Source organism: Allorhizobium borbori (genome assembly GCF_014196535.1).
In the GTDB taxonomy this organism is placed as follows: domain Bacteria; phylum Pseudomonadota; class Alphaproteobacteria; order Rhizobiales; family Rhizobiaceae; genus Ectorhizobium; species Ectorhizobium borbori.
Genome location: NZ_JACIDU010000007.1, coordinates 171083 through 197714, shown reverse-complemented (window position 1 = coordinate 197714; position 26632 = coordinate 171083). Strand labels below are relative to the sequence as shown.

31 protein-coding genes are annotated in these 26632 nt (G+C 58.7%); 5 read left to right on the top strand and 26 right to left on the bottom strand.

Going from position 1 to position 26632, the window contains the following annotated elements:
* Nucleotides 1–60: 60 nt before the first annotated feature.
* Both erpA and xth read left to right on the top strand, forming a co-directional pair.
* Nucleotides 61–390 carry an iron-sulfur cluster insertion protein ErpA gene (gene erpA / locus GGQ66_RS10695; RefSeq protein WP_183792278.1) on the top strand — a complete coding sequence of 110 codons (330 nt, stop codon included), beginning with the start codon at nt 61–63 and terminating at the stop codon, nt 388–390.
* Between the two features lie 24 nt (nt 391–414).
* Entirely contained in the window at nt 415–1206 is a 792-nt protein-coding gene (xth, locus tag GGQ66_RS10690; RefSeq protein ID WP_183792276.1) for an exodeoxyribonuclease III, read from the top strand.
* A 14-nt stretch (nt 1207–1220) separates the two neighbouring features.
* Here xth and exoR read toward each other — a convergent pair whose 3' ends face one another.
* The 5 genes from exoR to GGQ66_RS10665 form a co-directional block, all read right to left on the bottom strand.
* Nucleotides 1221–2027, bottom strand: coding sequence for an exopolysaccharide production regulator ExoR (exoR, locus tag GGQ66_RS10685; RefSeq protein ID WP_370686329.1), 807 nt, complete (start codon nt 2025–2027; stop codon nt 1221–1223).
* 497 nt (nt 2028–2524) lie between these two features.
* Nucleotides 2525–3793: an outer membrane protein transport protein gene (locus GGQ66_RS10680; protein ID WP_183792271.1), complete on the bottom strand. Its 1269-nt coding sequence runs from the start codon at nt 3791–3793 to the stop codon at nt 2525–2527.
* Nucleotides 3794–4205: 412 nt separating this feature from the next.
* Complete coding sequence (locus GGQ66_RS10675) at nt 4206–7049, bottom strand: valine--tRNA ligase (protein WP_183792269.1); 2844 nt, start codon at nt 7047–7049, stop codon at nt 4206–4208.
* A 144-nt stretch (nt 7050–7193) separates the two neighbouring features.
* Nucleotides 7194–8204, bottom strand: coding sequence for a PopZ family protein (locus tag GGQ66_RS10670; RefSeq protein ID WP_183792268.1), 1011 nt, complete (start codon nt 8202–8204; stop codon nt 7194–7196).
* A 241-nt stretch (nt 8205–8445) separates the two neighbouring features.
* Nucleotides 8446–9117, bottom strand: coding sequence for a protein-L-isoaspartate O-methyltransferase family protein (locus tag GGQ66_RS10665; RefSeq protein WP_183792266.1), 672 nt, complete (start codon nt 9115–9117; stop codon nt 8446–8448).
* 259 nt (nt 9118–9376) lie between these two features.
* On the opposite strand from GGQ66_RS10665, the gene GGQ66_RS10660 reads away from it, so the two are divergent.
* Nucleotides 9377–10348 carry a type VI secretion system-associated protein TagO gene (locus GGQ66_RS10660; protein ID WP_183792264.1) on the top strand — a complete coding sequence of 324 codons (972 nt, stop codon included), beginning with the start codon at nt 9377–9379 and terminating at the stop codon, nt 10346–10348.
* Between the two features lie 162 nt (nt 10349–10510).
* Here GGQ66_RS10660 and GGQ66_RS10655 read toward each other — a convergent pair whose 3' ends face one another.
* From GGQ66_RS10655 to GGQ66_RS10580, 16 genes are all read right to left on the bottom strand, one after another.
* Nucleotides 10511–11701 carry a tyrosine-type recombinase/integrase gene (locus GGQ66_RS10655; protein WP_183792262.1) on the bottom strand — a complete coding sequence of 397 codons (1191 nt, stop codon included), beginning with the start codon at nt 11699–11701 and terminating at the stop codon, nt 10511–10513.
* Nucleotides 11698–11988, bottom strand: a complete 291-nt coding sequence (locus tag GGQ66_RS10650) for a HigA family addiction module antitoxin (RefSeq protein ID WP_183792260.1) — start codon at nt 11986–11988, stop codon at nt 11698–11700. The genes GGQ66_RS10655 and GGQ66_RS10650 overlap by 4 nt, the downstream gene beginning before the upstream one ends.
* 11 nt (nt 11989–11999) lie before the next feature.
* Complete coding sequence (locus GGQ66_RS10645; RefSeq protein WP_183792373.1) at nt 12000–12281, bottom strand: type II toxin-antitoxin system RelE/ParE family toxin; 282 nt, start codon at nt 12279–12281, stop codon at nt 12000–12002.
* A 329-nt stretch (nt 12282–12610) separates the two neighbouring features.
* On the bottom strand, nt 12611–12790 hold the full coding sequence (locus GGQ66_RS10640; protein ID WP_183792258.1) for a hypothetical protein: 180 nt from the start codon (nt 12788–12790) through the stop codon (nt 12611–12613).
* Between the two features lie 240 nt (nt 12791–13030).
* Nucleotides 13031–14233 (bottom strand): SGNH/GDSL hydrolase family protein, encoded by a 1203-nt coding sequence (locus tag GGQ66_RS10635; protein WP_183792256.1) that lies wholly within the window; start codon nt 14231–14233, stop codon nt 13031–13033.
* Complete coding sequence (locus GGQ66_RS10630) at nt 14226–14381, bottom strand: hypothetical protein (protein ID WP_183792254.1); 156 nt, start codon at nt 14379–14381, stop codon at nt 14226–14228. Before GGQ66_RS10630 ends, GGQ66_RS10635 begins: the two co-directional genes overlap by 8 nt.
* Entirely contained in the window at nt 14378–14671 is a 294-nt protein-coding gene (locus GGQ66_RS10625) for a hypothetical protein (RefSeq protein WP_183792252.1), read from the bottom strand. The genes GGQ66_RS10630 and GGQ66_RS10625 overlap by 4 nt, the downstream gene beginning before the upstream one ends.
* A complete protein-coding gene (locus GGQ66_RS10620) occupies nt 14668–15102 on the bottom strand; it encodes a hypothetical protein (RefSeq protein WP_183792250.1) in 435 nt (144 codons plus the stop codon). Before GGQ66_RS10620 ends, GGQ66_RS10625 begins: the two co-directional genes overlap by 4 nt.
* Before the next feature lie 95 nt (nt 15103–15197).
* The gene (locus GGQ66_RS10615) at nt 15198–15524 is read right to left on the bottom strand and encodes a hypothetical protein (RefSeq protein WP_183792248.1); all 327 of its coding nucleotides are present in this window, start codon (nt 15522–15524) and stop codon (nt 15198–15200) included.
* 90 nt (nt 15525–15614) lie between these two features.
* On the bottom strand, nt 15615–15902 hold the full coding sequence (locus GGQ66_RS10610; protein ID WP_183792246.1) for a hypothetical protein: 288 nt from the start codon (nt 15900–15902) through the stop codon (nt 15615–15617).
* Nucleotides 15899–16552: a lysozyme gene (locus GGQ66_RS10605; RefSeq protein ID WP_183792244.1), complete on the bottom strand. Its 654-nt coding sequence runs from the start codon at nt 16550–16552 to the stop codon at nt 15899–15901. Before GGQ66_RS10605 ends, GGQ66_RS10610 begins: the two co-directional genes overlap by 4 nt.
* A 22-nt stretch (nt 16553–16574) precedes the next feature.
* Entirely contained in the window at nt 16575–17051 is a 477-nt protein-coding gene (locus GGQ66_RS10600) for a hypothetical protein (protein ID WP_183792242.1), read from the bottom strand.
* A complete protein-coding gene (locus tag GGQ66_RS10595; protein ID WP_183792240.1) occupies nt 17051–17974 on the bottom strand; it encodes a hypothetical protein in 924 nt (307 codons plus the stop codon). The genes GGQ66_RS10600 and GGQ66_RS10595 overlap by 1 nt, the downstream gene beginning before the upstream one ends.
* Nucleotides 17974–18774: a hypothetical protein gene (locus tag GGQ66_RS10590; protein WP_183792238.1), complete on the bottom strand. Its 801-nt coding sequence runs from the start codon at nt 18772–18774 to the stop codon at nt 17974–17976. Before GGQ66_RS10590 ends, GGQ66_RS10595 begins: the two co-directional genes overlap by 1 nt.
* Before the next feature lie 163 nt (nt 18775–18937).
* Nucleotides 18938–19273 (bottom strand): hypothetical protein, encoded by a 336-nt coding sequence (locus GGQ66_RS10585; protein WP_183792236.1) that lies wholly within the window; start codon nt 19271–19273, stop codon nt 18938–18940.
* Complete coding sequence (locus GGQ66_RS10580) at nt 19274–19768, bottom strand: Panacea domain-containing protein (RefSeq protein WP_183792234.1); 495 nt, start codon at nt 19766–19768, stop codon at nt 19274–19276. It lies immediately after the preceding gene.
* A 1196-nt stretch (nt 19769–20964) separates the two neighbouring features.
* Between GGQ66_RS10580 and GGQ66_RS10575 the strand changes: the two genes are divergently transcribed.
* Together GGQ66_RS10575 and GGQ66_RS10570 are read left to right on the top strand one after the other, a co-directional pair.
* Nucleotides 20965–21222 (top strand): hypothetical protein, encoded by a 258-nt coding sequence (locus tag GGQ66_RS10575; RefSeq protein ID WP_183792232.1) that lies wholly within the window; start codon nt 20965–20967, stop codon nt 21220–21222.
* Between the two features lie 148 nt (nt 21223–21370).
* Entirely contained in the window at nt 21371–21607 is a 237-nt protein-coding gene (locus tag GGQ66_RS10570; RefSeq protein ID WP_183792230.1) for a hypothetical protein, read from the top strand.
* Here the strand turns inward: GGQ66_RS10570 and GGQ66_RS10565 are convergent, their stop codons facing one another.
* Genes GGQ66_RS10565 through GGQ66_RS10545 form a run of 5 tightly spaced genes read right to left on the bottom strand, consistent with a single transcriptional unit; the run spans nt 21608 to nt 26575 of the window.
* Entirely contained in the window at nt 21608–23728 is a 2121-nt protein-coding gene (locus GGQ66_RS10565; RefSeq protein WP_183792229.1) for a hypothetical protein, read from the bottom strand.
* A gap of 12 nt (nt 23729–23740) precedes the next feature.
* Complete coding sequence (locus GGQ66_RS10560) at nt 23741–24841, bottom strand: hypothetical protein (protein ID WP_183792227.1); 1101 nt, start codon at nt 24839–24841, stop codon at nt 23741–23743.
* Nucleotides 24842–24851: 10 nt separating this feature from the next.
* On the bottom strand, nt 24852–25928 hold the full coding sequence (locus GGQ66_RS10555) for a hypothetical protein (protein ID WP_183792225.1): 1077 nt from the start codon (nt 25926–25928) through the stop codon (nt 24852–24854).
* Nucleotides 25929–26324, bottom strand: coding sequence for a hypothetical protein (locus GGQ66_RS10550; protein WP_183792223.1), 396 nt, complete (start codon nt 26322–26324; stop codon nt 25929–25931).
* Nucleotides 26321–26575, bottom strand: a complete 255-nt coding sequence (locus GGQ66_RS10545; RefSeq protein ID WP_183792222.1) for a hypothetical protein — start codon at nt 26573–26575, stop codon at nt 26321–26323. The genes GGQ66_RS10550 and GGQ66_RS10545 overlap by 4 nt, the downstream gene beginning before the upstream one ends.
* Nucleotides 26576–26632 lie beyond the last annotated feature (57 nt).

Sequence of the window (26632 nt, the reverse complement as noted above, 5' to 3'; positions counted from 1 at the left end):
TGGCGACCCGGAAGAAAGAATGATGACCCGTGCGGCCTTGAACCGCCTGGAGATTTGACCATGACGAACACGATTACCCTCTCGGAATCGGCGGCCCGCCGCATCAGCCAGATCGTCGGCTCGGAAGCCGGCAAGGAAGCCCTTCGCATCTCCGTCGAAGGCGGCGGCTGCTCGGGCTTCTCCTACAAGTTTGACCTCGCCGCAGGTGCCGACAACGACGACGTCGTGATCGAGCGCGATGGCGCGAAAGTGCTGATCGACAGCATGTCGCTCGTCTACATGGAAGGTTCGGAAATCGACTTCGTCGACAACCTGCTCGGTCAGTCCTTCCAGATCAAGAATCCGAACGCGGTGGCAAGCTGCGGCTGCGGCACCAGCTTCTCCATCTGATTGCATTTGAACGGGAAAAGCGTCTTGAAGATCGCCACATGGAACATCAACGGCGTCAAGGCGCGCATCGAGAACCTTTGCCAGTGGCTGAAGGACTCCTCCCCCGATATCGCCTGCCTTCAGGAAATCAAATCGGTCGATGACGCCTTTCCCCGTCTGGAGATCGAGGCGCTCGGCTATCACGTCGAAACCCATGGCCAGAAGGGCTTCAACGGCGTTGCCCTCCTGTCAAAGGTACGGCCGGATGAGGTCAATCGCGGTTTGCCGGGCGATGACAGCGACGAGCAGGCCCGCTTCATCGAAGGCGTGTTTTCCGTCAAGGGCGGCGCACTTCGCGTCGCCTCGCTTTATCTGCCGAATGGTAATCCGCCGGACGATCCGGTGAAGTATCCTTACAAGCTGTCCTGGATGGATCGCCTCGCCCGCTTTGCCGAAGACCGACTGAAGCTTGAGGAGCCGCTCATTCTCGCCGGCGACTACAACGTCATCCCCGAACCGTTCGATTGCCATGATCCGAAGGTCTGGGCTGGCGACGCGCTCTTTCTCCCGCAAACGCGGGCAGCGTTCCGCCGCCTCGAAAATCTGGGCTTCACGGATGCGCTTCGCGCCGTCACCGACGCGCCCAAGCTCTACACATTCTGGGATTACCAGGCCGGCGCCTGGCAGAAGAACAACGGCATCCGCATCGATCACCTGATGCTGTCGCCGGAAGCCGCCCGCCATCTCGTTTCGGCAGATGTTGAAAAGCATGTTCGCGGCTGGGAAAAGCCGTCCGACCACGTTCCGATGGTTGGTGAGTTTTCGTTCGAGTTCTGAACCGGAGGTCCGGTTCAATCACCACTGCGCGTGATGTTGCTGGCCAGCGTCACAGCTGAACGCCGATCGTCTTCGGAGGCAACGGCAAAGGCCTGCTCCTGAAGATCCTGCATCCACGGGCAATCCTTGGGGGCACACCGGTCGAGCGCCGCGGTCATAAAGGCCAGGCCGCGCGCCGTCTGACCTTCTTCGAACAGGATATTGCCGAAAATCGCCATGGCGGCGGGGTGACCGCCCTTGCTGGCCTGGTTCAGCCACTTCTTGGCCTGCAGCACATTGGCCTTGCCGCCCTGACCGTCCAGAATCATGCGGGCAAGCTGATACTGCGCTTCAGCAACGCCGAAGGTGGAGGCTGCCTGGAAATAAAGCTGGCGCGACTGGGAAAGGTCGATCTTGATCGGGCTGCCGGGAATGCCGTTGCGATAGTAATTGGCCAGAGCCATAAGCGCATTCACGAAGAAACCGGTGTCGCGGGAGCCGGGCTCGATGCCCTCGTTGGCAATTTCACTGTAGATCTTGAAGGCTTCGAAATCGTTCTGCGCCACGCCGTCGCCGAAGGCATACATATTGGCCAAAGCCCAGCGGGAACCCGTATGGCCCTTCTCCGCCGCATAGCGATAGGCCTCGACGGCTTCTTGCTTCTGGCCGTTCTTGTAGGCCTTGAAGCCGAACTTGAAGAGATCGAACGGCCCCGATTCCTTGGAGACGCCGCTGTTGATGTCAAAGGCCCGTGCCGGCAGGGGCGCCGTCGCGAAAGCGGCCGCGGCGAGGGCAAATCCCGCGGTCATTCGGCTCACGCATTTGAACTCAACATTCCACATGGTTACGACTACTTTCCCTAAGCCTTACCACGCGATGGCCGCCCCTCAGGCGCTATCCGCGTCAGACAAAAACCGTGCCCCGCAAAGCCATTTCCACAAGGCCGGCTCCGCAACCGGCTAAATGCGAAAACGACCTCACCCTAAAAGTCATTTCGGGTAAATTGAGGACATTCGACCCCATTTCCCCATACTCGCCGCCCGTTTTCTCTAACGAGCCGCAATCAAACGACTTTCAAACCCCTTTCAAGTCCGGTTGTGAACGGCATGTTCATTCCCCGCATCTCACGGTCCCATCGCTGCGCTCCGTTTGTGGCGGGAAATGGACCAAATTCGCCCGCCTGGGCAGCGCTGTGACTCTTCTGCAAAACTGTTGCTGAATCGTCACAAGCCAAACTCCCCCCCGACTTTTTGTCGCGACATGCTTACCTGAAACTAAAACGGGCCCGGCGCGAACGCCGGACCCAATTTCGAAAGTGGCGAACCTGACGGGATACGCCTCAGAACTTAACCTTGATACCGGTCGAAATGGCCGCCACGAGATCGTTGCCGAACTTGTAGGTGGCTTCGTCGCCACAGGTCTTGCCCGTGTCACAGGTCGCGCCCCAGCCGGAAGACCCGGAGGTGAGAATGCCAAGCGCGCCCGCAAGCTTCAACTCGACATTCTTGTTGGGCGAATAGACGACCTGCGAGCCGAGCACCCAGCTATCGGTTTGCGTGCCGATCACGGTCGATGTGCCGCGATCCCACGTCAGGCTGACTGCACCGCTCCACTGGTCATTGAACTTGTGACCGACACCGCCCGAAACCGTCCAGCCATCCTGATAGAACAGATCGAGCGTGTTGATCGCGAAGTTCGGCCGGCAAACCGGCGTACCCACAGCGCAGAACGGAACCACCTGAATCTGGCTCCAGTCCGTCCACTTGACAGAACCGAAGGCGAGCCAGCCGGGTGCGATGCCGGTCTGCATCTTGAGTTCGACCGTATCCGGCATGGACACCTGACCGTAGACCGGAATAACCCGGCCACCGATGGTGGCGAGCGGTGTGCCTGGAATGGCCGGAACGCCCGTGAGATCCACAGTGCCGCTCAGGTCGTGATCGACAGCACTGTTATAGACGAGGCTAGCCCGGAAGGCGATTTCCGGGATTTCGTAGGCAAGACCGGCACGCCAGCCCCAGCCATTGCCTTCCATGTCCAGAATACCGACGCCGCTCAGGAGCGACGGATAGGCTGGGCCAAGCAATGTGGGCGAAAGAACCTGACGATGCTTGATGCCACTGATTTCCTGATAAAAGCCGCCACCGATAATCGACAGGTCACCCTTACCGAAATCGAACTTCACCCGGCAGGTCGTCGCATAATTCTGCGACTTCACGTCGGTTTCCATGTTGTAGCTCGCCCCCTGCCACTGGCCGGGTTTGAGATGCGCGCCCCATGGTTCGGAATAGTCGAACATGCAGTCGGCCATGTCGCCGATTGCGGCCTTCGCGCCAATGCGCGGCGACCAGTAATTTTCGGAGTCGTCCGCAGTCGTCCTCCACGCTGCAGGCAAGCTGCCGCCACTTTTTACGGGGTTGTCGACCGTACCGTAAACATCACGCTGGGGCATGACAAACGTCGCCGTACCTTCCAGAACGTAATCGGAAGGGTCGAACAAAAGGTCGATATTATATCCACCGCGCTCCAGTCCCCCTGCGAAAGCCGGTGCCGCAACGGCAAGGGCGCACGCACTCAGAGCGAGTGTCTTGAACGATATGGTTGCCATGTCTCCTCCCATGCAATCAATCGTTCAAAGTGTCGTCGTGATGGCGCGCAAAGGCAACAGCAAGATTTCGCATGCGAAACCGCCATTTCCTTGCCGGATTTACGTAAGTTTTGCTGCAAACAGAGGACCAAACGCTCGTTAGAAACAAAATTCCAACATCGCCTGAATTTTCGCATCTAATTGGAATCTGAAACCCAAGACGGTGGGGTCCGTTGCAAAACGAACACAAATGACAATTTGTATGAAATTCTCGGAAAAATGAGTTTCAACCGTTTGAATGCCAGAAAATAACGGAAATACCCGCGAAATCGCCAGGGCATTGCCGCAACAGCCCAAAGCGACGAAACACAAAGCCGAAAGGGCGGGATAAAATACCCCGCCCTTTCGAAAGATTCGGTTCCTGCCTTGCCTATCAACCGGCTTCGGCAACGCGCTCCAGCGCCGTCTTGAGGTTGGCGCGCTGAATCTCCAACTCATCGAAGCGCTCGCGGTCGGCGGCAACCACCTCAGGATCGGCATTGGCGATGAATTTCTCGTTGCCGAGCTTCTTCGCCAGACGGTCCTTCTCCTGCTCAACCTTGACGATCGCCTTCTCGAGCCGCGCCTTTTCAGCCGCGACATCGATCAGGTTGCCAAGCGGCAGGCAAGCTGTCGCTTCACCGATAACGATCTGAGCAGCACCCTTCGGCGCGACCGCAGCGGACGAAATACCCTCGACACGCGCCAGACGACCGATGGCCGCACCATGACGCTCGACACGCTCGAGCGTCAGTGCGTTGGCGCCTACCACCACGAGCGGCGCTGTTGCGGACGGCGGCACATTCATTTCCGCCCGCGCCGAACGGATGCCTGACACGAGATCGACCAGCCAGTTGATTTCATCGGCAGCCGAAGCATCCGCAAAATCGGCATCCGGCCAGGCCGTGTGGCATAACAGGTTTGCACGCGCCGTGCCTTCTGCAGCCGTGTGCGTCCAAAGCTCTTCCGTCATGAACGGCATGAAGGGGTGCAGAAGCTTGTAGGTTTCTTCGAGAACGTAGGCCGCGCAATCCTGCGCTTCCTTCTTCGCCGCTTCATCCTCACCGTTGAAGACAGGCTTCAGCAGTTCGAGATACCAGTCGCACACCTGATTCCAGACGAAGCGATAAAGCGCGCTGGCGGCATCGTTGAAACGGTGGCTCTCAATGGCTTCCGTTACAGCGGCGACTGCCCGCGAAAGCTCCGTCAGGATCCAGCGGTTGATCGTCAGCTTCGTGTTCTCAGGCACGAAACGCGGATTGTGCGTAGCGCCGTTCATCTCGGCAAAGCGCGTGGCATTCCACAGCTTGGTGCCGAAATTGCGGTAGCCGGCGATGCGGGCCGGATCGAGCTTCACGTCACGACCCTGCGCGGCCATGATCGCGAGCGTGAACCGCAACGCGTCCGCGCCGTACTCGTCGATCAGTTCCAGCGGATCGATGACGTTGCCCTTGGACTTCGACATCTTCTGGCCGTTCTTGTCGCGAACCAGCGCGTGAACATAAACCGTGTCGAAGGGCTCGATCGGGTTACCGTCCTCGTCCTTCATGAAGTGCAGACCCATCATCATCATGCGGGCGACCCAGAAGAAGATGATGTCGAAACCGGTGACGAGCACGCTGGTCGGATAATAACGCGCCAGTTCCGGCGTCTGCTCCGGCCAGCCGAGCGTCGAGAAGGGCCACAGCGCCGATGAGAACCATGTGTCGAGCACATCCTCATCGCGCGTCAGGATTTCACCCGGCGCGAAGTTTTCGAGCTTTTCCTGAACCCAGGCCTTCCACGGGCCTTCATGGGCAAGGTAATGCTGAACGGCAGCGTCGAGCGCCTCTTCCTCGGTCTTCTCCACGAAGACCTGGCCATCCGGGCCGTACCAGGCCGGGATCTGATGGCCCCACCAGAGCTGGCGGGAAATGCACCAGGGCTGGATGTTCTCCATCCATTCAAAATAGGTCTTTTCCCAATTCTTCGGAACGAACTTGGTGCGGCCTTCGCGAACCGAGGCAATCGCCGGCTCAGCCAGCGTCTTCGCGTCCACATACCACTGCTCCGTCAGGCGTGGCTCGATCGGCACGCCGCCACGGTCGCCATGCGGAACCATGTTCTTGTGCGGCTCGATCTTGTCGAGCAGGCCTTCGGCCTCGAAGATCTCGACGATCTTCTTGCGGGCGACAAAGCGATCCAGCCCTTGCAGGCTCTCCCACACGGCTTCCTGCTCACGCGTCGGTGTCAGGCCCTCGGAGAAGTCCTCATTATCGGTGATGGTGATTGCACCTTCGACGGTCAGAATGTTGATCATCCTGAGGCCAGCGCGCTTGCCGACATCGAAGTCGTTGAAATCATGGGCAGGCGTCATCTTCACCGCACCGGTGCCCGCGGTCGGGTCCGGATAGAGGTCCGCAACGATTGGAATCTTGCGGCCGACGATCGGCAGGACGACATGCTTGCCGACAATCGCCTTGTAGCGCTCGTCATCGGGGTGAACGGCAACGCCAGTATCACCCAGCATGGTTTCCGGACGTGTGGTGGCGACGACGAGATAGTCGCGTTCTTCCCATTCGGTCGGCTTGCCTTCCTCATCAAAGGCAACGGGATGCTTGTAGGTGACACCCTCTTCCAGCGGATAACGCAGATGCCAGAGGTTGCCATTCATCTCGACCTGCTCGACTTCCAGATCGGAAATCGCGGTCAGAAGCTTCGGGTCCCAGTTCACAAGGCGCTTGTCCTTGTAGATCAGGCCTTCCTTGTAAAGGGAGACGAAGACCTCAAGAACGGCCGCAGAAAGCCCCTCGTCCATGGTGAAGCGCTCGCGCGACCAGTCGCAGGACGCGCCGAGGCGCTTCAACTGGTTGAAGATCAGGCCACCGGATTCGGCCTTCCACTCCCAGACCTTTTCGACAAAGGCTTCGCGGCCCATGTCGCGACGGGCCGGCAGGCCCTTCTGAGCCAGTTGGCGCTCAACGACCATCTGCGTGGCGATGCCGGCATGGTCCATACCCGGCTGCCACAGCACATCCTTGCCGCGCATGCGCTCGAAGCGGACCATGATGTCCTGCAGCGTATTGTTGAGCGCGTGGCCCATATGCAGCGACCCCGTCACGTTCGGCGGCGGGATCACGATGCAGAAGCTTTCCGCACCCGGTTCGGCATTGGCTCCGGCGCGGAAGGCATCAGCCTCATCCCAGGCCTTGGCGATTTTCGGTTCGACGGTGGTGCAGTCGTAGGTCTTTTCGAGCATTTTCGGACCTGAATTTCCATTTGAAGATGCCGGTTTGTAAACCGGATGGCAGGGGCCAAGTCAATAAAAAAGCCGCCCCGTGGCCGGAGCGGCTGAAGCGCATATCGACGCAAGGTCGGGCGAAAGACGCCCAACTATGCCAGATCAGCGGCGCGGACCGCGTGCGACCCGTTCGATTTCCTCACGCACAAGGCGTTCCACCAGCGTCGGAAGATTGTCATCCAGCCACTCGCGCAACATCGGTCGCAGCATTTCCTCGGCCATTTCATCAAGCGAGCGGCGCTGCGCGCCATCCACGGCTTCGGCTAGCTCGCCAAAGGAGCGGGCAACCATAACGCCAGCTTCGCTGGAAAGCAGCGAAAGCGCGGAAGCTTCGACAGCCGGCGCGAAGGCAGATTGCGCCGGGCTCACACCCTGTTCCGGCTCGGGTTCCGAATAGGTGGCGTAAACAGGTGCGTTTTCCGGAATTTCAACAGCAACGGGCTCGGAAACAGGAGCTGTGGAGACCGCCTCCGCCTGGTAGCGTGAAATGATTTCGCTGGCGGCTGAAACGGCGGCAGGTTCAAAGGACGGAACTGCCGACGCCTGCTGAGGTTGCGGATGCGGTTGAAGTGATGCGCGCAACGACGCAGAAGCCGATGCCGACGGACGATGCTGCTGCGCTTCCGAAAAAATCGGGCGATCCGGTTCGGGCATATACGCGGAAAGAGGTTGCGCCTGAACGGGTGCGGCACGCTCGCCGAAAATATCGGACGGATGCTGTACCGGCTCCGGAGGCATTGGCACTTCTTCGCGCATGACGGGAACCGGCGGCGTCATCCGTTCGGAAGCATTGCGAACGCGCGCGGCAATATCAGCAAGCGATTGCGGCTTGCTCTCACCCTGATAGACCGGCGAAGCTTCGCGTTCCACGCGCGGCGGCACGGCGGTATTGGCGGCGCGCAACGGCGTCCCCATACTGTCCGCCACCACCGGACGGGCAGCGTCCACATACTGGTTCGTCACTTCGTCATCGGCTGCGTAGTCCATTTCAGGCTGCGACTGGACAACTGATGCGCCGGGAACGGCGCCGGGCTCGTTGCTTTCAATAATCCGGCGAATGGACGCCAGAATTTCTTCCATTGACGGTTCACGCGCTACATTTGGCTGAGCCATTTCAATCCCCGTTTGTCTTGAAACAACGAAACGACCCCCGACAGGAACCCGATTCGACTTCAATGGTAGGCCATGATCGGCGGTAACGGAATCTCAACACTCCATAAAATCGTATCGCATGCACAGTTTTGTTGCCGCTTCGGGCCATTAAGCCCGCCGGCAATGCAAAAGGCCGGGACGTTGCGGACCCGGCCTTGGAAAATACTGTGCCCGGGCACCCCCGGAGCAACGACAACCTGGCTCAGAAAACGAACTCGGCTGCCTTGTGGAAACCCGGAAGAACCTTGATCGCAGCGTTGAAATAACGAACCGTCGAGTAGTTGGCACCTTCCCGGCTGATGACCGTGGCGCGGGCAGCATGGCCGTTGCCGGTGACAGCAACCAGACGACCACCATCACGAAGCTGCCCGAGAAGAGCAGCAGGCACTTCTTCAACCGCACCGTTCAGAAAAATGAGATCGTAGGGTGCCTCGGATGCATAGCCCTTTTCGAGCGGGCCGGTGACGACGGCGACATTGTCATAGCCGAGCTTGGACAGCGTCTGCGTCGCGGTTGCAGCCAGCGCCTCATCGCTTTCGAGCGCCACGACCGAACCGGCGAGCAGCGAAAGAATGGCGGCGGCATAGCCTTCGCCCGCACCGATTTCGAGAACCACGTCGGTCTTCTTCACATCGGCAAGCTGCACCAGCTTGGCAAGCGGCGACGGTTCCATGATGTAGCGGGGCTCGCCACCGGCTGTGGCCTTGGTAACGGGCATATCCTCATCGATATAAGCCGTCGCCTTCAGCGCTTCAGGAAGAAAAGCCTCGCGCGGAACGGTGAGGAAGGCGGAGAGCACGGGATGCGACGTCACGTCCGTCGTCCTGAGCTGGCAGTCCACCATGTGTACACGTGCGGCTTCGTAATCTGTCATATCCTGTCGCCCCAATCTCAAAAGCCGGGTTGCCTTTTCACCTCGTGTCTTAATCGCGCACGCGCAGGCTTTCAAGGCTGGCGCGCGGCGACGCGCAAAAAAGCATGGCAGACCTCAGCCGCATCCCCGAAAATCGATGGGCGGAACGTCATCACCCTTGCATACCCCGCCTGGGCTTCATCGGGGATGGGCATCGGTTTGCAGTTGCACCCCGGTGATTCTACCCGCTACACATGGCTGCCCACCCCGCGAGGACCGCATGACGAAACCGTACGCCAGATGCCTGTCCCTGTTGACCGCGCTTGTTCTTGGCCATCCGGTCACGGCGCTGGCGCAGTTTGCCGTTGATTCCGAAACGCCCGCCCTGCGGCAGGCCCTGCACCGCGTGGCGTTGGCCGATCTGTCGGAAGGCGACAGCATCCTCGTTGCCGGTGCCCTGCCGGCTTGCATCAGGGACCGTGCGCTTTTCATTGCGGATACGCCGCTCAGTTCGAACTTTCCGCAGACCGGCGAAAACTACCGTATCCGGCGCCTTTCGGAAAATACGCTGGCTGTGGAAACCGTAACGACCGACGAGGCCTTGTTCCCGCGCTTGAAGATGGCGCTGAGCCTTGCCCTGTCCGCCAGCGAATCGGACTGCGCCCGACTATCCCTGCCCGATAACCGGCTCCTGCGGATAGCGACGCTGGACGGAGCCTCGAGCACCAGCGAACTTCTTGCACGCATGGGAGACACGGCCGCAGCCGATCTGCAGGACCCGGCACCGCATACCGCTGCCGCACCGAACACTCCACCTCCGGAACCACCCCATGGCTGGCACTTTTCGGAAGAAGTCGCGAAGGGGGGCGTGCATGTTGCGCTCGTGGCCACGCTCGATCCCCGCCCTGCTGCCGCCAACGGTGAAAATCCGGTCATCCCTCGCCTCAAGATGCGCTGTGAAAACGACGCCATCAGCTTCTTTGTCAGTGCGGACACAGCCATCTGGGACGAACGCACGGAAGTCACCCTGCGCATCGACAACGGCAAGGTCGCCACCTATCGCTGGCGCACGGCCGACGATGGCACGGGAGTTGGCTTATGGTCCACCGCCGAAGCAGTTGCCTTCCTAAAGAAGCTTCCCGACAATGCCGGCCTCTTCCTCAGATTGCGCGACCGCAACCTGATCTACGCCGAGTTCGACCTCGCCAATATCAGCCAGTCCCTGCAACGCATCGAAAAAGCCTGCGAATAGGCGCACCAAGACGATAGTTCCGGGAACCTTGGCGTCACGTCAAAATAATAAGGGAAATTGGAGGCCTCGCCGAGAATCGAACTCGGGTGCAAGGATTTGCAGGCTTCCAGCCACTATTGTTTTTAAATCGCTTTTCGGCATCTTGTCGCGACCATGTCGCGTTCAGTTGAGCAGGATGTTCGCCGCTTGTGCCAGTTCTGTCCCGTCATCCTGCCTTGGGAACAGGTGTCCATAGACGTCCATCGTCATCACAACCGAGGCATGGCCGAGCCGTTCCTGAACCATTTTCAACGGCAGACCGAGCCCGCCATCTTCCTTCCGGTTAATCAACCAGCTTGCATAGAAATGCCGCAGGGAGTGCAGACCTGTGTACTTGGCCTTCAGGATGGGGTTGCCGTTCTTGTCCTTGTCGCCAGTGTCCACCGTCACGCCGGCCCGTAGCATGGCGGGAATCAGTCCCTTGTTGATGATGTTCGTGTGCGACCTGGGCTCACCGTCGGGATTGCCGAAAACCAGCTTTGCCTTGCCGTGCTTCAGCTTGTGTTCTTTCAGGGTGTTGATTACCACCGGCGGCACGGGGATCGTTCGCTTGCCGGCTTCGGACTTCGGTGCCCCTATTTCACGGAACTCATCTGCGCGCTGGCTCACCGTGATTTCGAATCGGTCAAAGTCCACGTCCTTCCACCGCAAACCGCGAAGCTCTGATGAGCGCATGCCGGTGAAGATCGCCGTGATCAGCAAAGGCCGCCAATTGGGCTCCAGAGCGGCCACGAGCGCCCTCACCTCGTCTTTGGTGGGAATATCTATCCCAACCTCAACGCGGCTCTTCTGGCGCCTCTCCTGCCGTCTCTCGCGCCCCTTGCGGCTGCTGCGAATGTCCCGAACCGGATTGCGAACCGCAAGGCCACGTTCGCTAGCATCAGAAAGGATCGAGCCCAGCGACGTGAGGATCTTCTTCACCATCATCGGTGACCGCCCCTCGCCGCGCATCTTGTCCTCGAACTCGCGCACGACAGGTACCGTCAGCTTGGAAAGCAGCGTTTGGCCGATCAACGGAACGATATGGTTTTCAAGGTGGCTCTTGCGCTGATTGATGGTCGAGCGCTCAAGGCCCGCGCTTTCGCCCGACGCGATCCACAGAGCGCCAGCCTTCTCTACCGTGACCGATGCGCTATCCGCGACGTGAACGCCTTCCCTGACCTCCACAGAGGCCGTAGCGGCGAATTGATCCGCCAGCTTCTTTAGCTTGAATGTTTTCAGCCGGCGCTTGCCGAGCGTGTCGACGTAATCGACGACCCAGGCGGTTTTCTTCTCGCCTTTCGGCGTGGTCCATTCACGCTTGCGGACGCTCAAGCGGCCACCAGCGGGCGAATGTGCGAAACATCGAGCACCTTTCTCGCTTGGGCAAGATCGTAGGTCCGCTGAAGGTTCAGCCAGAACTCAGGCGTGTTGCCGAAGAAGGCGGAGAGCCGCAGAGCCGTATCAGCCGTCAGGGCGGTGTCACCCTTCACGATCCGCTCAATACGGGTACGCGGCACATCAAGCCGCTTTGCCAGAGCGCCAGCGCTCATGTTCAGCGGCTTCAAGAACTCTTCATCGAGTATTTCGCCGGGATGGATAGCGAAAGCAAGCAGGGTCATGGCTATCTCCTTCAGTGGTAATCGACGAATTCAACGTCTTCCGCATTCCCATCAACCCAGCGGAAGCAGAGCCGGAACTGGTCATTCACGCGGATCGAATACTGACCAGCCCGGTCACCCTTCAGGGCCTCAAGCCGATTGGCAGGCGGCACACGCAAGTCGTCAAGAACGGCGGCATTATCGAGCATGACCAGCTTGCGCCGTGCCACATTCAACAAATCAGCGGGAAAGCCCTTTGGGTTCTGCCCATGCGCGACCTGCTCGGTCACCTTGTCTCTGAATGAGCGGATCATGCGCAATATGTATCATCACGAGATACGGATTTCAAGGACGCATTGTTTTTGCTATTGCCGCGCTCCGGGTAGAGCACTACTGGCGCGACAACGGGGGCACATGATGAGCGACGACCAGATCCACGAGAACCATTACTGCGAGCACGCTGGTTGCAAGGCTTGGGGCGGCTTTGGGTTTTCGCCCCCACCGAAAGCACCGCCGAGGTGGTTTTGCTGGGAACATCGACCGGCAGACCTGATCCACCCAACCAAGACATGAAACGCAAAAAAGAAGCCCGCTGGATCGATCCAGCGGGCTTTTTACATCCGATTATGCGATGAAGCAGGCGCTACTTTTGTGCCCGTGCAGGCACTGACCTTCGTACGCCGGCCTTCACATCGTGAGCTTCAAGGATTGCCATATCGATAAGATATGCGAGCATTGCCAGGTCTTTGCCTGCTCCATCATGCTTGATCAGATCACGCGCCAGCGCCAATTGGTCCATGATGTGCTTGATACTATCCGCCATTGCAGCCCCCCAAAGATAAGATTTTTCGATGAGTGCTAATGTGCCAGAAATTACCATCTTATGGTTGTTTAATCAATGCGGCTCGCTTTTCACGTAGTAGTGATGCCGGCAATGGACTCGCTATGTTGGGCTATGCACCGACACAATCTTCCGACCTACATATTCATTTTCTTGGCCGTAGCCACAGCAGCCCTTGAGGCAGGCCGAGCGTTGTACACACTGTTTCAGTGAAGCAGCAAATCATGCCGCCAGAAGGTCAGCATAAAGCCGTGCCTGCATGGCGTTACCGCGAGCATTCTCGTGCGCCGTATCGGCAAAGACGCCCCATGCATTGGCGGCGGAATACGAGCCCCCGAACTGCGCGGAAAGATCGACCAGAGGAATGTCAAGTTCGTCGGCAACGGCATAAGCCGCAGCCACGTAAGCGGCCTGCGTGGCCGCATCGCCATAGCTCGCCGTAGAGCAAAGGCTTTCGATCTCGATCACAGCGTCACGAACGCGCGTGTTGGTCGCATCCGTCATCCATTGCGTGATGATAGACTTGATATTCGTTTTCCACGTTGCCACTGGCACATTGTTCGCCAGCGCCATATCGTTGGTCATGATCCCGAAAATGCCGAGATCGCCGCCAACAGATCGCAATGACGGGAATATCGCGTATCCAAGGCCGGCGCCTTTCCACGTCGCTGTCGTGCTGCCCGAAATGCCGATATTCACGATGTCGATCGCTGGCGTCTGGCTGTCGTAAACGATAGCACCCTGAATGAAGACAGGGTTCGGGGTATCTTCCTGCCTGTTCCACGTCAGAACCTTTCCGGTGCCACGGCTGGAAAGGTTGATTGTCTTGCTCTTGAGGATATTGCCCGCATCAAAGGTCGACGTTGTGTCGATGACGCCGCCACCGTCAGACGTGCGCAGTGTGCCGGCGCCGGACCCGCCGATGTAGACCAAGAATATTTTGTCGTTGGTCGTGGTCGATAGAGGAGTGAATGTGAATGTCTCGGTCGCCGCGCCGGTGCCTCGAATTGGGCGGCCACCAACCGACGTGATGGAAGGTTCCGTGGCCCATGCCGTGCTGGACCGAGCCATTCGCGCGTCATATGCCATCAAGTTCGGGAGGGTCGATAGCCCCTTATCACCAAAAAAGCATTGGCTGTTTGTCAGAAAGCCGGCATCTTCGAGCATCTTAGCGAAATAGCGGGATCGCGTGAATGGTTCAGCGCCGGCGGCGAACTGCTGGCCGCTCAGAGCTGTTCCAGCGCCCAGCCCCATAACCTTTGATGTCCCGCCATAGAAAATACGTGGCCGATAGCCTTCTGCCCGCATCTTTGCTTTTGCCAGATACCAACGTGGCATGTTGCCGCCGAGGCCGGGGCGGAAATTGTAAAGAAATGGCTTGAGCTGCGTATCAAACACGCCAAATTGCATTGCCATATTAACCATTGCTGCGAACCCTCATCGGAATTTTGTTGCCGCGTGCGTCGAGCATGACGACGCCGTTTTTGTCGATCATATACGAGAATCCTGGCGGCGCGCTGCCGCTTGCTTGGACGCCGGTCAGGCTTAACCCGAGCGAAAGAGACATCGTCATGCGTCCCCCTTCCCCATTCTAGATTTGACGGCAGAGAGCGCGGCACCAGCGAGAGGCCAGCTTGCAAAGCCGACGATCCATGCCGCTGCCACGATGTGATCGGGATCGCGTGGCCAACCCATGTATTCGTGCAGCACGAGATAAAGGATGGAGCCGGCGACAAATGAGAAGACAAGCCGAATGACCGCATCCATGATGGACTTTGGCCGGATGAACATCAGGCCGGAAGCGGCCCCGAGTGCTGCGCCGACGTACCTGTAGTTTTCAGGATTTCCCGGTCCTTCCATCACCAGACCTTCCTGAACGGTTTCGGCGCGTGCGTCTTTTGGTGGGCATAGCGGACAGCCCGATCCAGATAGCGGTTATAAGCGTGAGAAAGATCAAATCCGCCATCTTTCAACCTGTCTGCGATGCCTATGCCGCCGATGATGAGAAGAGCCGCGACATTGAGCGCATCGAGAACAAGGCCATATGAGTGACCGGCCAGCGGTGGCGGGTATCCGGTCATAACCCCGAAACACTGGATGAGATCGACCGTGGCGGACGCCATGAAGATGGAGCCAAGGCCCCAGCGCTCCCACCGTTCCTCGTGATTGTGGATGATCAGGCAGTAGACTGCCCCGTCGCAGAGGAAGGAGATTCCCGGCTGCGGCGGATACCACGGCAGGAAGTCAGGCTGGCCGACGTAGAGATAGACCACGGGCGTAATCCATGCCGCCATGATGGCGGACACCCACAGCCATGCGCGTGGCGTTCTCCGGGCCGTTATGGCCGAAATAAGCGCCAATGTTGGGAGAGCCAGGTGATACCACTCCATCAGCGGCCACCGCCGAGAAGGGTCACGTAGTTATCGGGAGCCTTGTAGGCTTCATCCGTATTGCGAGCGATGGCGGTCGCTTTGACATGGAGGCCATAAAGCGGTGCCTCGATGGCGCCGATCTGGCCGATAAGCTGGCGCACTTCCGCGCGGAACTTGACGACGAACGAACCGGTCGCGCCTTCCAGTTTCAGCCGTGCCGCATCTTCGCTGTCCACCTCCAGCCGATGCAGCGCCTTGACCGCATCGTTCAGGCCTGCCTCAGCCACAGCAAAGTGCTTCGTGATTGCATCGATCAGTGCGCGCTGTTCGTCAGTTGCGGTCATTTCCAGCATCCTTCTTTTCTTCCGTGGAGATTGTGGGAGGCAACGCCGTTGGCAAATTGAAGATCGTTCATCGTGACGAACACCGCCGTCTCAAGGCTTGGTGTTAGCTTCTGCCATCCGGCGCATGCATTCGTTGATGTCGTTGTCGAGCAGCCCGATATGGCGGCACAGATCAGCAGCATCGGAATGAGAGATTTCCGCATTGGTGATTTCCCGGCTTTTGAGGAGTTCGATGGTGGTTTCCAGCGCGGCAGTCTTTGCCTCCGCCGTGGCGGCGCTTTCGCCCTTGAGATAGGAGACAGGTGCAATAACCAGCGCTGATAGGATAGCGCCCGAAACAGCACCGGCACCGATCTGGAGCCATGCCAGCGGGTTCATGATGGATTCACCCGGCTCTTGATGAAGAAGAATGCTCCAATGGCAAAGGCGCCCACAAGGACGGCGGCCAGCGCCCATTGCAGCGGGCCGGGACCGACGCTGGAAAACCCAAGGGTGGACAGGATGCCCGCACCCCACGAGACGTTCTCCTTCGTCAGCAGTGGAGAGGCAATCGGCGCGGCGGGAACCGTGTTGGACGAAACGAACTCACCCTTGGCCCAAAGGCCCGCTTCAGCAGCACGCCGGTTCACAAGGCCCTGAACACGCTTCCCGCCGGCGTTGACCCACTTCATCAACTCGCCAGGAACAGCGTCGTACTGGCCAGCGTTGAGCCGTTTCAGCAGCGTTGATTTGTGCAGCGACCCGGTGTTGAAATCGAAGGACACGAGAACGGAAAACTGGTTGTCCGTTAGTGGCACTTTGACCAGCCGCGAGACGCGCTCCTCAAACTTGGCAAGGTCGGATCGCAGGATTTCAGCCGCTTGCTCTTCGGTGATCTTCATTCCGGCGAAGACCTTAGGAGGCCCTGCCGCGTCGGTATGGCCAAAGCCAACCGTCCAGATTCCGGCCACGTCCCGATAGGACGTCAGGCGCTTTCCCTCCCACTGCATGATGTGCGAAAGGCCCGCCGCGTCAATGCGTCGTGTCATTGGTGTTCTCCGATGCGATTGGTTACAGGATGACCGCAGCCATCCACATGGCGTCTACCTGCTCAGCCGTCAGCGACAGGCCAGCGGCTACGGATGCGATAAGCGGATGCATGCGCTCGAACGATGACGCATATTCCCATTCGACCAGCGCATTCTCTCTGGACGGACCGGACGGCATAGCTTCAATGGCAGACTGCACCTGCGATGGCATGATGCCGTTGGCGATAAGGCCCAAGCGCAGTTGACGGGCGGTCAATGGCGGCATGGAAGCACGCATTTCATCGACGGATGGCGGGACATAGTCCGCAATCGTCCCGAACTCACCCGATGTTGATCGGTCCCAGAAATCAGCTTCATGCGGGTACTCGACCGGAGCCGTAGAGCAAAAACTGAACGGCGCGGCGTCCTGAAACTCAGCAAATTTCACGATACCGACAAGCTTTGTCTGGGCGGCATCAACCCACCGGAGATCGGTCACTGTCTCGATATGCAGATCCATCACGAAATCCTCAGTGCTGTGGCCGACGCAGTGTTCGTGATCACGCCCACCGCGCGCCATGTGCCGACGTCAATACCGATCGCGGCGCTATCGTCGGAATTTGACCAGTAGAGGTCGGTTCCGGCCACTGTTGAGCCTGGGTTGATCGTTCCTGCTGTTTTCTTGATGACCGTTGCATACGATCCGATTGCCCCCTGCGTCAGACCGGCGATGATCCCACCGATTTGGGCGGCGGTCGGCAAGTTGCCATCGCGCCAGACCGTCGTATCCACAGACACAGTACTTGTCCCGACCGTAATCCCGGTTCCCGCACCAACGGCAACGCTTCGGTCGGCAGACATATCGCCAAGTCCAGTCAAGCCGTTTCCCGCCGTGATAGTACGGCTGGTTTGCACAAGACCGGACAAATGGACGCCATCAACGGTATCGGCGGCAAGACCTGACCCTGCGCCATCGTTCCCGGCAGTCCATATCTTGTCGCCGTAGAGCGTTCCCTCGCCGCTTGAGTTATCCAATTGGAGCGGGTGAGGCGTTTCCCATGTGCCTGAGCTATCCCGGTCAGTCAGGACCGAGAATACGCCGCTATCGACGCGGATGTAAAAATCTGCCGCATCAGAATCGAGCAAATCAATACGAGGTATGGCACCCTCGATTTTCAAGGCTGAAAAGCTGTATGATCCGCCCGCCAAACGATCCGCCGGCACCGTCCCTGCATTGAGGTTGCCGGCATTCCGGTAGTAAGTGCCGTGCTGGCCGTCCAACAGATCTGCGGGGACGCCTGTCCCATCCTTGATCTGGGCCATTATCGTGCGCAAAGCACCGTCGAAGTTGCTTACTGGTGCGGTTCCCTCAATGCTGATCCCGCCTACATCGGTATTGTTTGCAGGCGTTGTATCCCACTGCCCGACATTGTTCTTTGCCATTACCAAAGCCCTCCCTTGCCGCTGTCAACCGCATCGCGGAATTGGCCAGAACTCTCGTATGCACGCTGCCCGTAGTCGCTCAAATCACCTTTGTCGTAGCCCTTGGCTGTCTGACCGGCGACAGGTTGCGGAGCGTCGGGATAGTATGATTTCGATGCGACGTTCCTGCCGAGATAGCCGCCCAGAAGCCCACCGACGGGGCCGAGCAGAGCGCCGCCGAGAAGCGCGCCTCCAAGTGTCCCGAATGTCTGCCTTGCGCTGAATGATCGATCCATCTGGCGGGCCGCTGCGGGCGAAAGAGAGCGCAATCCTGTCAGGTCGTTTGGAACACCAAGTTCAGCGCGGGTCTGGGCGATCTGCGCATATTCATCGGGAGACGTGACGCCGGGTATGGAGCCAAGAAGACCGCCGGCTGACGGGGAAGCCGTCTGGATTGCGTCAATGCCTGGCGCTGGAGCTACAGTCTCTTCCGGCTGCGCATAGGCAGTGGCCGTCTGCTGCGGCTGCTGCGGCTGCGTGTAGGTCGGACCGTATGTCGGTTGGCTGGCGATCTGCCCGCTGTATCGGCTGTAGTCCACCGCGTCCCGGAGTTCTGGCAGGAGGCCGACGTCGCGCTGACCGGCGTAGAGGCCGGATTGCAGCCCCTCAAGTCCCTGCGGTACCGGGCCAGACGGCGCAAACCTGCCGCCGAAGTCCGCCGCTGGCGATAGCATGGGGTCGTAGGACTGGACCTGACCACTCAGGGGCGCGTTGTTGGGGGAGTAGCCGCCACCAAAACGGCCAGTGTCGAACGTTGGCATATGGCCTCCATAGAAAAAGGCCCCCGTGAGGGAGCCTTGGAAGGTTTCCGTAAATTGTTGCTGCGTTCAGTGCGATTCAGGCGCAGTGCTTAGCAAATGACCGTCTTCGCCGATGCCACCGGCGCCGCTGTGATGCTGAAATAGGAAAGGCGTTTCGGCCAACCTACTTCTTACTCTTGCCGTTATACGCACCCAACAGGACGCCTAGTATCAGCAACAGCGCCTCTCCAACTTTGCCCTGTAGGCCTACAATACCTGGAACTGTTGACTTCATGATCCCAGCCCCGGCTTCGAGCACTGAGAGGAAAATCATCATCGCCAAGATCACGACGAGCGCAAAAACGGCGAGTGATGATTTGGAGTTAAAGCTTTCGAGCTTAATCCGCCCAAACTTCCAGAGCGGAATCTCAATCAGTAGCGGCCCTGCCACATCGCCGTCGTCTTCTGGCGTTCTGGCCGGTACGGTATGGGCGCCTTCTGTATCGACCTTCCTAACCACTCAGATCAGATTCCTGAAATACTCTAGGAGATCAGCAGTCTCAAGCCGCTCGTTGCGCATCTGGGAGTTGCTGGCTCGTCGGCGAGCCCGGTCCCAAGGACCGTCCGTTTTGTGGGTCATATTCGACAGTTGTGGGCCTGACAGATCCCGATAATTGTCCCACACCCAACTGATAACCGATTCAGACTGATCATCATTCACCGGTTGTGGGGCCACGATTTCGCGGGATACTTCGCGATCAAACGTGTATGCGAATCTCTTGATCGGACGATTCACGTACTCCCGAAACTCATAGTAAACAGTGGGAACAACTGGGCCGTAATCCCACGCTTCAAAATACTCATTTATGAGGGGCTGGCCGTCATTCTCGGCCATGAAGTAACCGTTCGCGTAATATAGCAGCTTTTGAAGCTGCATCGGCGTAATGTCATACCCGTCACGGTTCGCGAGAGTAAGGAAGGCATTCGCCACAGACTTTGCCTTGTATGGTGCCACCATCGCTCTCCCAAGGGTGCTGCCAGAACATTGTTGCAACACCAGTCGCGACATCATTATCACGATTCGATTCGATCCGACTCCATATCCGCCCGACAAAAGTGCAAGAAGCGGCCATGAACACTGTCCTATCTGTCTAGCGGCGTCTGTAGTGGCCTCTGACGTAAGACCCATTCCGATAGTGACCCCGCACGTACGTGGATCCTCCGTAGCTTCGAGCGCTGGACATTAATCCATATCCTGAGTAGCCGCCTGCCTTGTAAGCCGCACTTCGCTTCCCACAGCGCTTACCGTCAGCTGCTATGCTCTCTGGCGTAGGGCAGTTGCCGGTGTAAACACCTCCCCCCGAAGAGTAGCTTTCGCCTATCGTCGTTGATGAGGGAGTTGGCAACCCAGACATAGCAATCGGCGCACTCAAGACTGATGACGCGTTGCGCCCAAAAGCCACTCGTCCATGCGACCCATTCGCAAGTGTAACCGTTCCACTTCCCCCGCGCATGTCAGGATTTCGCAGTACGGTTATCGTTCCATAACGACCATCAGAGCATCTAACCGGTGCAGAAATCACCGGATTTGTATCGAAAGCGTCATAGGTTCCGGAACACGTAACGACGCCAGATGTTGCCGTCACCTGAAACGTCCCGCCGCTTATCGCTGCTGTTGTCGTTCCAACGTACGCCTCTCCGCTATCCATCTTCACGGCAGCCGGAACAGTGATGGAACCGCAAGATTGTAACGCCAGCGACATCATCACCAGAATGCCCACTCGATTGTATTTCATTAATGCCCCCAACAGTAATGACGGGAGCATGGAATCAATCAGAACGAGAGTCTAGTCCAGTAAACTAAGGGCCAATCAACCAACAGAATTTTTTGCTGCGATATTGATTGAGATCTGGTTGTCTCCCACGTGGAGCTTTTCTTTCTAATAGCAAGACAGCCCGCCACTCTCTCCCCCCGGTTTAGGGCCGGGTATTCGCCTGCGCGAATATACTATCTTCATGCAAAAGCTTGCGGCGACATGTTGCGCAGTCTTAACAGATCTCTCTGAAACTCTGAGGAGTTCCGCCGCTCTCGCATTTGCCCTCTGGTCCGAGCGTCGGCTAGCACCGTAAGAGACGATCTCGGTCAATTTAGCCATGAATCGACTCCTGCGAAAAAAGATTCAATGATTGCCCGCAACCAAGGAGGGAATCATGAGTGACATAAGCGCGAAGACGGAACGCCTCGATTTCTTTGCCCTAGAAACGCTGGTGCGTTGTATTTTAGCGACGGCCATTCACAACAACCCGGAAGGCGAAAGGCTGATTAGGGAGTTGTTTGAGGCATCTGTTCAGAACTTTCGCCTAGGTGGCGTTGATGCTGGAACCGAAAAGGAAGGTCGCGACTATATGCTTCAGCGCGGTCTCGAATGGATTTCATCCAGCGCCGCTTGGCGTCCGGGTCATCAGTAAGGCACCCACTCCCGTAAAGGCCGACGCCTGCATTCAATCCGGTGTTCTGGTCAATCATTCCAGTTCTCCTGTCTGGGGGTTGAAGCGATAGAAAAAGGCCCCCGAAGGAGCCTTTGATTTTCGTGCTTGTGTCTGTCATGGTGCTGGCATGTCTGATGAAAACAAAAAAACAGCACGCAAGAAAACGTGGATCGAGAAAGCGCAAGCCCGTGATAAGTGGCTTCCGCTGTCAATTCTGGCTGTAGCAATCGGAACATTCTCAGCGCGTAATGGCGGCCTGTTTGCGAACAGTGGTGGGCTAATCGATAGCACGCTGCTCGTGGCGTTCATCGCCCTGTTGGCATGGCTCTTCTGGCCTTCTTCCAAGAGCGACGACGCCCCATAATCACCGCATCGGCACCGGCACCGTGATTTCGGTAGGCCCACGCCGCTCCTGCCCCAAAATGCGTGGCGGCGCTGTCACCGCCAAGCTTCGCGCTATTGCCGCCTGAACAGCCTGGCTCCTCGCGGTGGACGATGCCTTTGCCTTCTGAATGGCCGTCAGTTCCTCCGCGAGCTTCATCGCCGCGTTCGGCCCGGTCTGAAGAACCTTCCTCGAAATCTCCTGCGCCACCTCCGGGGTCATTCCCCCCAACATCCGAAGACGCGACCCGAGGAAATTCAACGTCGCATTGGCAACGCCGCCGGTGGCTGCGTCCTTCCCGAACTGCATGGTGTCGCGCATCCCGCCAGCCTCAGCCAGATCGGCGGCCTGCTGGACGCTGGTGCTGTTCCCTTTGACTTTCTCGTAGGTAGCACGCTTGCGCGCCTCCGCGAAGATGGACTTGCGAAACTCGGCAAACTGTTCCGGCGTCTCGAACAGCGTTTCGAGATTGCGCATTTGCTGGCGCTTGGAGAATATCCGGAGGACTGCGTTGTTCGTAACGCCAGCGCCGTCGATCTCCTTTCGCAGCGTTTCAGCAGCGCCGACGCGCGCCGCCTGTCGCTGTGTCGGCCCCATGTCGGCCACCCGTTTGCGGAAGGCCGCTGGAGTGGCCGTAAACACCTCCCGGCCGGCTTCAAGCGCCTTGTCCAGTTCAGCGCTTCCGGACCAGATGGAGCGCGCCCGCGCGTATTCCGGGTTTAGTCGGTCAACCTCCTCCAGCATCTTGTTTTTCAGCCCAATGAGGATGCGACCCTCATTGCTGTATTTCTTGGTGATGCTGTCCTGTTCCCGGTCAATCATGTCATCCAGGCTGCGCTTGATGTAATCCCATCCCCGCGTGTCCGGGACGCGGCGCACCACCTTGCCGCCGTCGTCGGTAATGTTCACGAACAACTGCTTGAACGGAACCTGCTCATTTCCGGCGAGCGTTTCCGCATGGCGCAAAGCCGCCTTCCCTGCCGGTGTCGCAAGGATACCTTCCAGCGTCTCGGAGAAATGGACAGGCTTTTCATAGGCCCGGCGATAGGCCGGTGCGGCTTCTCGCTTGGCAGTTTCCTCGATCATATCCTTTGACGCGGCATAGGCTTCCGGGTCAGCGAACGTCTTGGAAATAGCATCCTTGAGCCGGTCACCCTGGCCGAATTGGCGCATCGTCAACCGGGCATTGGTTGCCTGACGTGCCGGACCCGGAATGTTGACCGTGGTGCGCAGCAGGTTGCGCAGGTTCTCGCCGCCCACATCCGCCAGATTTGATCCGGGGTTGCTCGCCATTCGATTGGCCGCCTGCTGGGGCGACATGCTGTCGGAAAGACGCTCCGAGACCTTCTCAGTAGCGTAGCCCGATGGGTTAGTGCGGGCGCGGATGGCATCGACGAACGGGCGCGCGACCCTGCCGACCGTCTCCGCCACCCCCGGGATTGCTGCGCCAAAAGCGGCGCCGGTCGCAATCCCCTCACCAATGTCCGTGTCGTTGCCGGCTGCGCTGATCCCACCGTAAATGCCGCCTTCGGCGCCAAGCAATCCGGCGCGCGCCATTATTCCGGTGATGCCTTCCCGCCCTGCAGCGCCCATCCGTCCGGCCAGCGTGACGCCGCGGGATGCGAGGCCCATCGGAAGAGCAATGGAGCCGCCCAACTCGGCCGCTGTGCCGGCTGACAGCGCCCTATCCCTGCTGGCCTGCGTCCTGTCGCGCATGCCCTGCAGTTCCTGTTCGTAGGGTTTGCCCGTGACGGCCGAGCGAGCGAGCGCAGCGCCTTTGTCGGCAAACCCCATGCTCAGGCCGTTGATGCCGGTGTTGAATATGTCCTGCGCGGCAATGATCGGCTTCTGCCATTCCGGCTTTTCGTCATAGAGCGCCTTTGCCGTGTTCTCTGTCTTGCCGGATAGTTCATCACGCAGAGACTTTGATGCCGCGCTCTCAGGCGCTTCCGTGGCCTTTTCAGCGGTCCAGCCAACCTTGAAATTCCGCACGTCATCAATCGTCACGCCTTCGGACGCGATATAGCCGTCGATGTCCTCTTCTGGCGCGTTCATCGAAGCCATCTTGGCGACATTGCGCTTGATGCGAGCGAGATCAGCCATTCCGTCCGCTCCTTATTCGAGCCCGTATTTGTTCTTATATGGCGAGACGACAGGCGATGACTGCATGCCGGTCGGTTTGTAATACCCACCGCCGCGCAATTCGGAAGCGCGCTGCTTGTTGAACTCCATCCGCTTCTCAGCCAGACCGATGGCGCGGTTCAAAAGGATCTTGCGCTCCGCAGGCGTCTTGTTCGCGCTGGCCTCTAGTTCCCGCAGAGCCGCCCGCTCGCCTTCGGTCGGGTTGCCGCCGAAAACGGCCTTGAGCTGCCCCAGCGAGTTACCGATAACGACGTTGTTCAATTCCGTCGTGGCTTCCCCCTTAGCGTCGTCAAAGAAGCCGGTCGGGTCGTTACGCGCAAGCCACGGCTGCACACTCGTCGTCCACCCGGAACCCGCCCGTTCATTCAGCGACTTGCCCTGCCCCTCGTCCAGAACGCTCTTGAGGTTGTCGATGGCCGTCTGATTGGAGAGAATCATCTCATCCGCCTCAAGGATTGCTTTCTTGTCGGTGGCGGTGAGCGGCGCCTGATCTTCGCGAGGCATTTTCCCGGTGAGCAAGTAGCTTTGATAAGCCGGGCTTTCTGGCGCAAGGCCTGCTGCTTCGGCCTGGACTTTTCGCGCCTCGACGTCGTTCGCCGGCGATTTTGGCGCAGACCCAAGCTTTGAAAACGTCCCGTCGTTGGGATTTGCAAAGCCGTAGTCTCCATTCGGCAAGGTCTGGAAGGACCCCGCGCTTTCCGAGCGGCGGCCAAGCGCATCGATCTGGGCGCGCTTGTATTCCTCGTTGAGCGCACGATCCGGGTCGTTATCCCAGCTGAACTGCTGCCGGTCGCGCCAGCGCTTCTCGTCGGCTGCGTCCTGCGCCGTCTTGGTCTTGTATTCGAACGACAGCTTGTAAGCGTCGGCGGGGCTGAGGATGCCCTGCCCCACCGCCTGAGCGAGTTCGGGGTGCTGCGCCTGCAGAAACTGCATGGTCTTGTTCGCATTCATGCCCTGCGCGAAGCCCTTGAAGCCGTTTGCGGCCTGCTCCTGCGCGTTATTACCGCTCAGGAGGCCGGCGCCCGTGTTCAGAAGGGCAAGCGAGTTGTTCTGTAGGAAGTCCTGCCAAGCCATGGTTTACCCCTTAGAGGAATGAGCCGAGAACGCCGAGGCCGGATGCTCCATAACCAAGAGCCGTGAGGAACGGGTTCTGGTTGTTGGCCTGCGTCTGCGTCTGCGTGCTGCCCATCTGGCCGGCGCCGGATGCGATCGCATTGAGACGACCAAGTTGCTCCCATGGCACCGAGTTCTTTGCATCGAAGACGCGGAGCTTGTCCTGGATCTGCCGATTGCTCAGGTCTTCGTTCATCTGCCCGACCTTCATGAGATCCTGATAAGGCGCCTGCGTTCCCTGATAGGCAGCGCCCATATTCGTGAACCCCTGCTGGCCGAGGCCTGCCATTGAGTTTGCGGTATTCGCGTAGTTGGAAAGCGCCGTATTGCCGAGATTGCCAATGTTGCCATAGGCTGACGACAAGTTGCCCTGCCCGGTCTGGCCCATGTTGAACACGTTCTGGTTCGCAGCATCACGCCTGCCGAGGAAGTTGGTGTAGTCGTTGTAAATCGTCTGGTTTGCGAGATCGCCTACGTTCTTCGCGAGAAGCGTCTGGTTGGCGCCGGAACCATAACGGCCAGCCGCCGCCGCATTCATGTTTACGCTATCACTGACCTTAGACGCCTGCGCATTGAGGACTTTTTGCAGTTCCGGAGAAATCGCATATTGGCTGTTCGCCAGCGCCTGCATGTTTTTCAGCGCGCCAGACTGGCTGGAGCTTAGACCGCCGTTCTGCGTCAGCGCCTGGTATCCGCTCATGGCGTTCCGGCTGGCGTCGTTATACCCCTGCCCTCCGGTGATCGTTTTGTATGCCGACATGGCGCTCTGCTGGGCCGGGGAAAGGCCGTTGTTCCCAAGCACTTTGTCGTAGAAGCCAGAAAGCCCCTGCCCGCCTGTATTGGCGTTCACGTTCGACGTGATGCCGCCCATCGCCGTTTTGGTCTGCTGCGACCACGGTACGACGGTCGAGTCCGTGTATATGTCGCCGCCCACGCCTTTCTTGTAAAGATCCTCGGCGCCACCGATTGCCGTCTTGAGCGCCGGCTGTGCGGCAGTCCACGGCGTGTTTGATGATGTTGTGGTCTGTGTTTTGCCGCCACCTGACATTTAAATCTCCATCATGTATGTGCGCCGCAGGACTTTGGGCTTCGAAAAGATGCGCTCCCATCCGCCGCGCCCATCCGCGACGATGCGAGAGGCGCCGCCGAGACGCGCCATTTCGGTCAGGAAATCGGCGATGGGTTCAGCCCATGAATTGACGTCATCCCCGATGAGAGAGAGGACACGAAGAACGGTCCCATCCGCCCACCGCTCGAAGCGCACGACACAGGCAAGGTTGATTTCTTCCGCCATATTCAGGACAAGGAAGGCGTTTCCTGACCGGCATAGTTGCCAAAGCTCGCCACCGGTCAGGTCATCGCCGCAGCGCCGAAAGGCTTCATTGAACCTTTCACCGATCAGAGGCCAAACGGCATCAACCTCTGCACTGTTCGCGATCTTCATCGATTTGGAACGTTCATCACTGTCGAAACAGTGACTTCAACGGATGCCACGCCGATGGCTTCAATCGTCTCGCCTTGCGCGAGCGGGAATGCCGGCTCAGTTACGATTTGCGTGCTGTTGGCCGCGATTGACCCCACAAAGATCATCCGCGACGTAGACCCCTTTTTCCAAAACAGCTTTGCCGTTACAGCGCCGCCGGTCGGGTTGCAGATCGTCACAGACTTGACGACGATGGTCTTGTTGGGGGCCATATACACGACCGTCTGTGTGGTTCCAGACAGCGTTACGCCGACGAGTGGCTGGTAGAC

Coding starts and splice junctions, on each gene's coding strand:
- erpA (WP_183792278.1), top strand. CDS start 61: ATGACGAACACGATTACCCTCTCGGAATCGGCGGCCCGCCGCATCAGC.
- exoR (WP_370686329.1), bottom strand. CDS start 2,027: ATGTGGAATGTTGAGTTCAAATGCGTGAGCCGAATGACCGCGGGATTT.
- GGQ66_RS10680 (WP_183792271.1), bottom strand. CDS start 3,793: ATGGCAACCATATCGTTCAAGACACTCGCTCTGAGTGCGTGCGCCCTT.
- GGQ66_RS10675 (WP_183792269.1), bottom strand. CDS start 7,049: ATGCTCGAAAAGACCTACGACTGCACCACCGTCGAACCGAAAATCGCC.
- GGQ66_RS10670 (WP_183792268.1), bottom strand. CDS start 8,204: ATGGCTCAGCCAAATGTAGCGCGTGAACCGTCAATGGAAGAAATTCTG.
- GGQ66_RS10665 (WP_183792266.1), bottom strand. CDS start 9,117: ATGACAGATTACGAAGCCGCACGTGTACACATGGTGGACTGCCAGCTC.
- GGQ66_RS10660 (WP_183792264.1), top strand. CDS start 9,377: ATGACGAAACCGTACGCCAGATGCCTGTCCCTGTTGACCGCGCTTGTT.
- GGQ66_RS10650 (WP_183792260.1), bottom strand. CDS start 11,988: ATGACCCTGCTTGCTTTCGCTATCCATCCCGGCGAAATACTCGATGAA.
- GGQ66_RS10645 (WP_183792373.1), bottom strand. CDS start 12,281: ATGATCCGCTCATTCAGAGACAAGGTGACCGAGCAGGTCGCGCATGGG.
- GGQ66_RS10640 (WP_183792258.1), bottom strand. CDS start 12,790: ATGGCGGATAGTATCAAGCACATCATGGACCAATTGGCGCTGGCGCGT.
- GGQ66_RS10635 (WP_183792256.1), bottom strand. CDS start 14,233: ATGGTTAATATGGCAATGCAATTTGGCGTGTTTGATACGCAGCTCAAG.
- GGQ66_RS10630 (WP_183792254.1), bottom strand. CDS start 14,381: ATGACGATGTCTCTTTCGCTCGGGTTAAGCCTGACCGGCGTCCAAGCA.
- GGQ66_RS10620 (WP_183792250.1), bottom strand. CDS start 15,102: ATGGCGGCATGGATTACGCCCGTGGTCTATCTCTACGTCGGCCAGCCT.
- GGQ66_RS10615 (WP_183792248.1), bottom strand. CDS start 15,524: ATGACCGCAACTGACGAACAGCGCGCACTGATCGATGCAATCACGAAG.
- GGQ66_RS10610 (WP_183792246.1), bottom strand. CDS start 15,902: ATGAACCCGCTGGCATGGCTCCAGATCGGTGCCGGTGCTGTTTCGGGC.
- GGQ66_RS10605 (WP_183792244.1), bottom strand. CDS start 16,552: ATGACACGACGCATTGACGCGGCGGGCCTTTCGCACATCATGCAGTGG.
- GGQ66_RS10600 (WP_183792242.1), bottom strand. CDS start 17,051: ATGGATCTGCATATCGAGACAGTGACCGATCTCCGGTGGGTTGATGCC.
- GGQ66_RS10595 (WP_183792240.1), bottom strand. CDS start 17,974: ATGGCAAAGAACAATGTCGGGCAGTGGGATACAACGCCTGCAAACAAT.
- GGQ66_RS10590 (WP_183792238.1), bottom strand. CDS start 18,774: ATGCCAACGTTCGACACTGGCCGTTTTGGTGGCGGCTACTCCCCCAAC.
- GGQ66_RS10575 (WP_183792232.1), top strand. CDS start 20,965: ATGAGTGACATAAGCGCGAAGACGGAACGCCTCGATTTCTTTGCCCTA.
- GGQ66_RS10570 (WP_183792230.1), top strand. CDS start 21,371: ATGTCTGATGAAAACAAAAAAACAGCACGCAAGAAAACGTGGATCGAG.
- GGQ66_RS10565 (WP_183792229.1), bottom strand. CDS start 23,728: ATGGCTGATCTCGCTCGCATCAAGCGCAATGTCGCCAAGATGGCTTCG.
- GGQ66_RS10560 (WP_183792227.1), bottom strand. CDS start 24,841: ATGGCTTGGCAGGACTTCCTACAGAACAACTCGCTTGCCCTTCTGAAC.
- GGQ66_RS10555 (WP_183792225.1), bottom strand. CDS start 25,928: ATGTCAGGTGGCGGCAAAACACAGACCACAACATCATCAAACACGCCG.
- GGQ66_RS10550 (WP_183792223.1), bottom strand. CDS start 26,324: ATGAAGATCGCGAACAGTGCAGAGGTTGATGCCGTTTGGCCTCTGATC.
- GGQ66_RS10545 (WP_183792222.1), bottom strand. CDS start 26,575: ATGGCCCCCAACAAGACCATCGTCGTCAAGTCTGTGACGATCTGCAAC.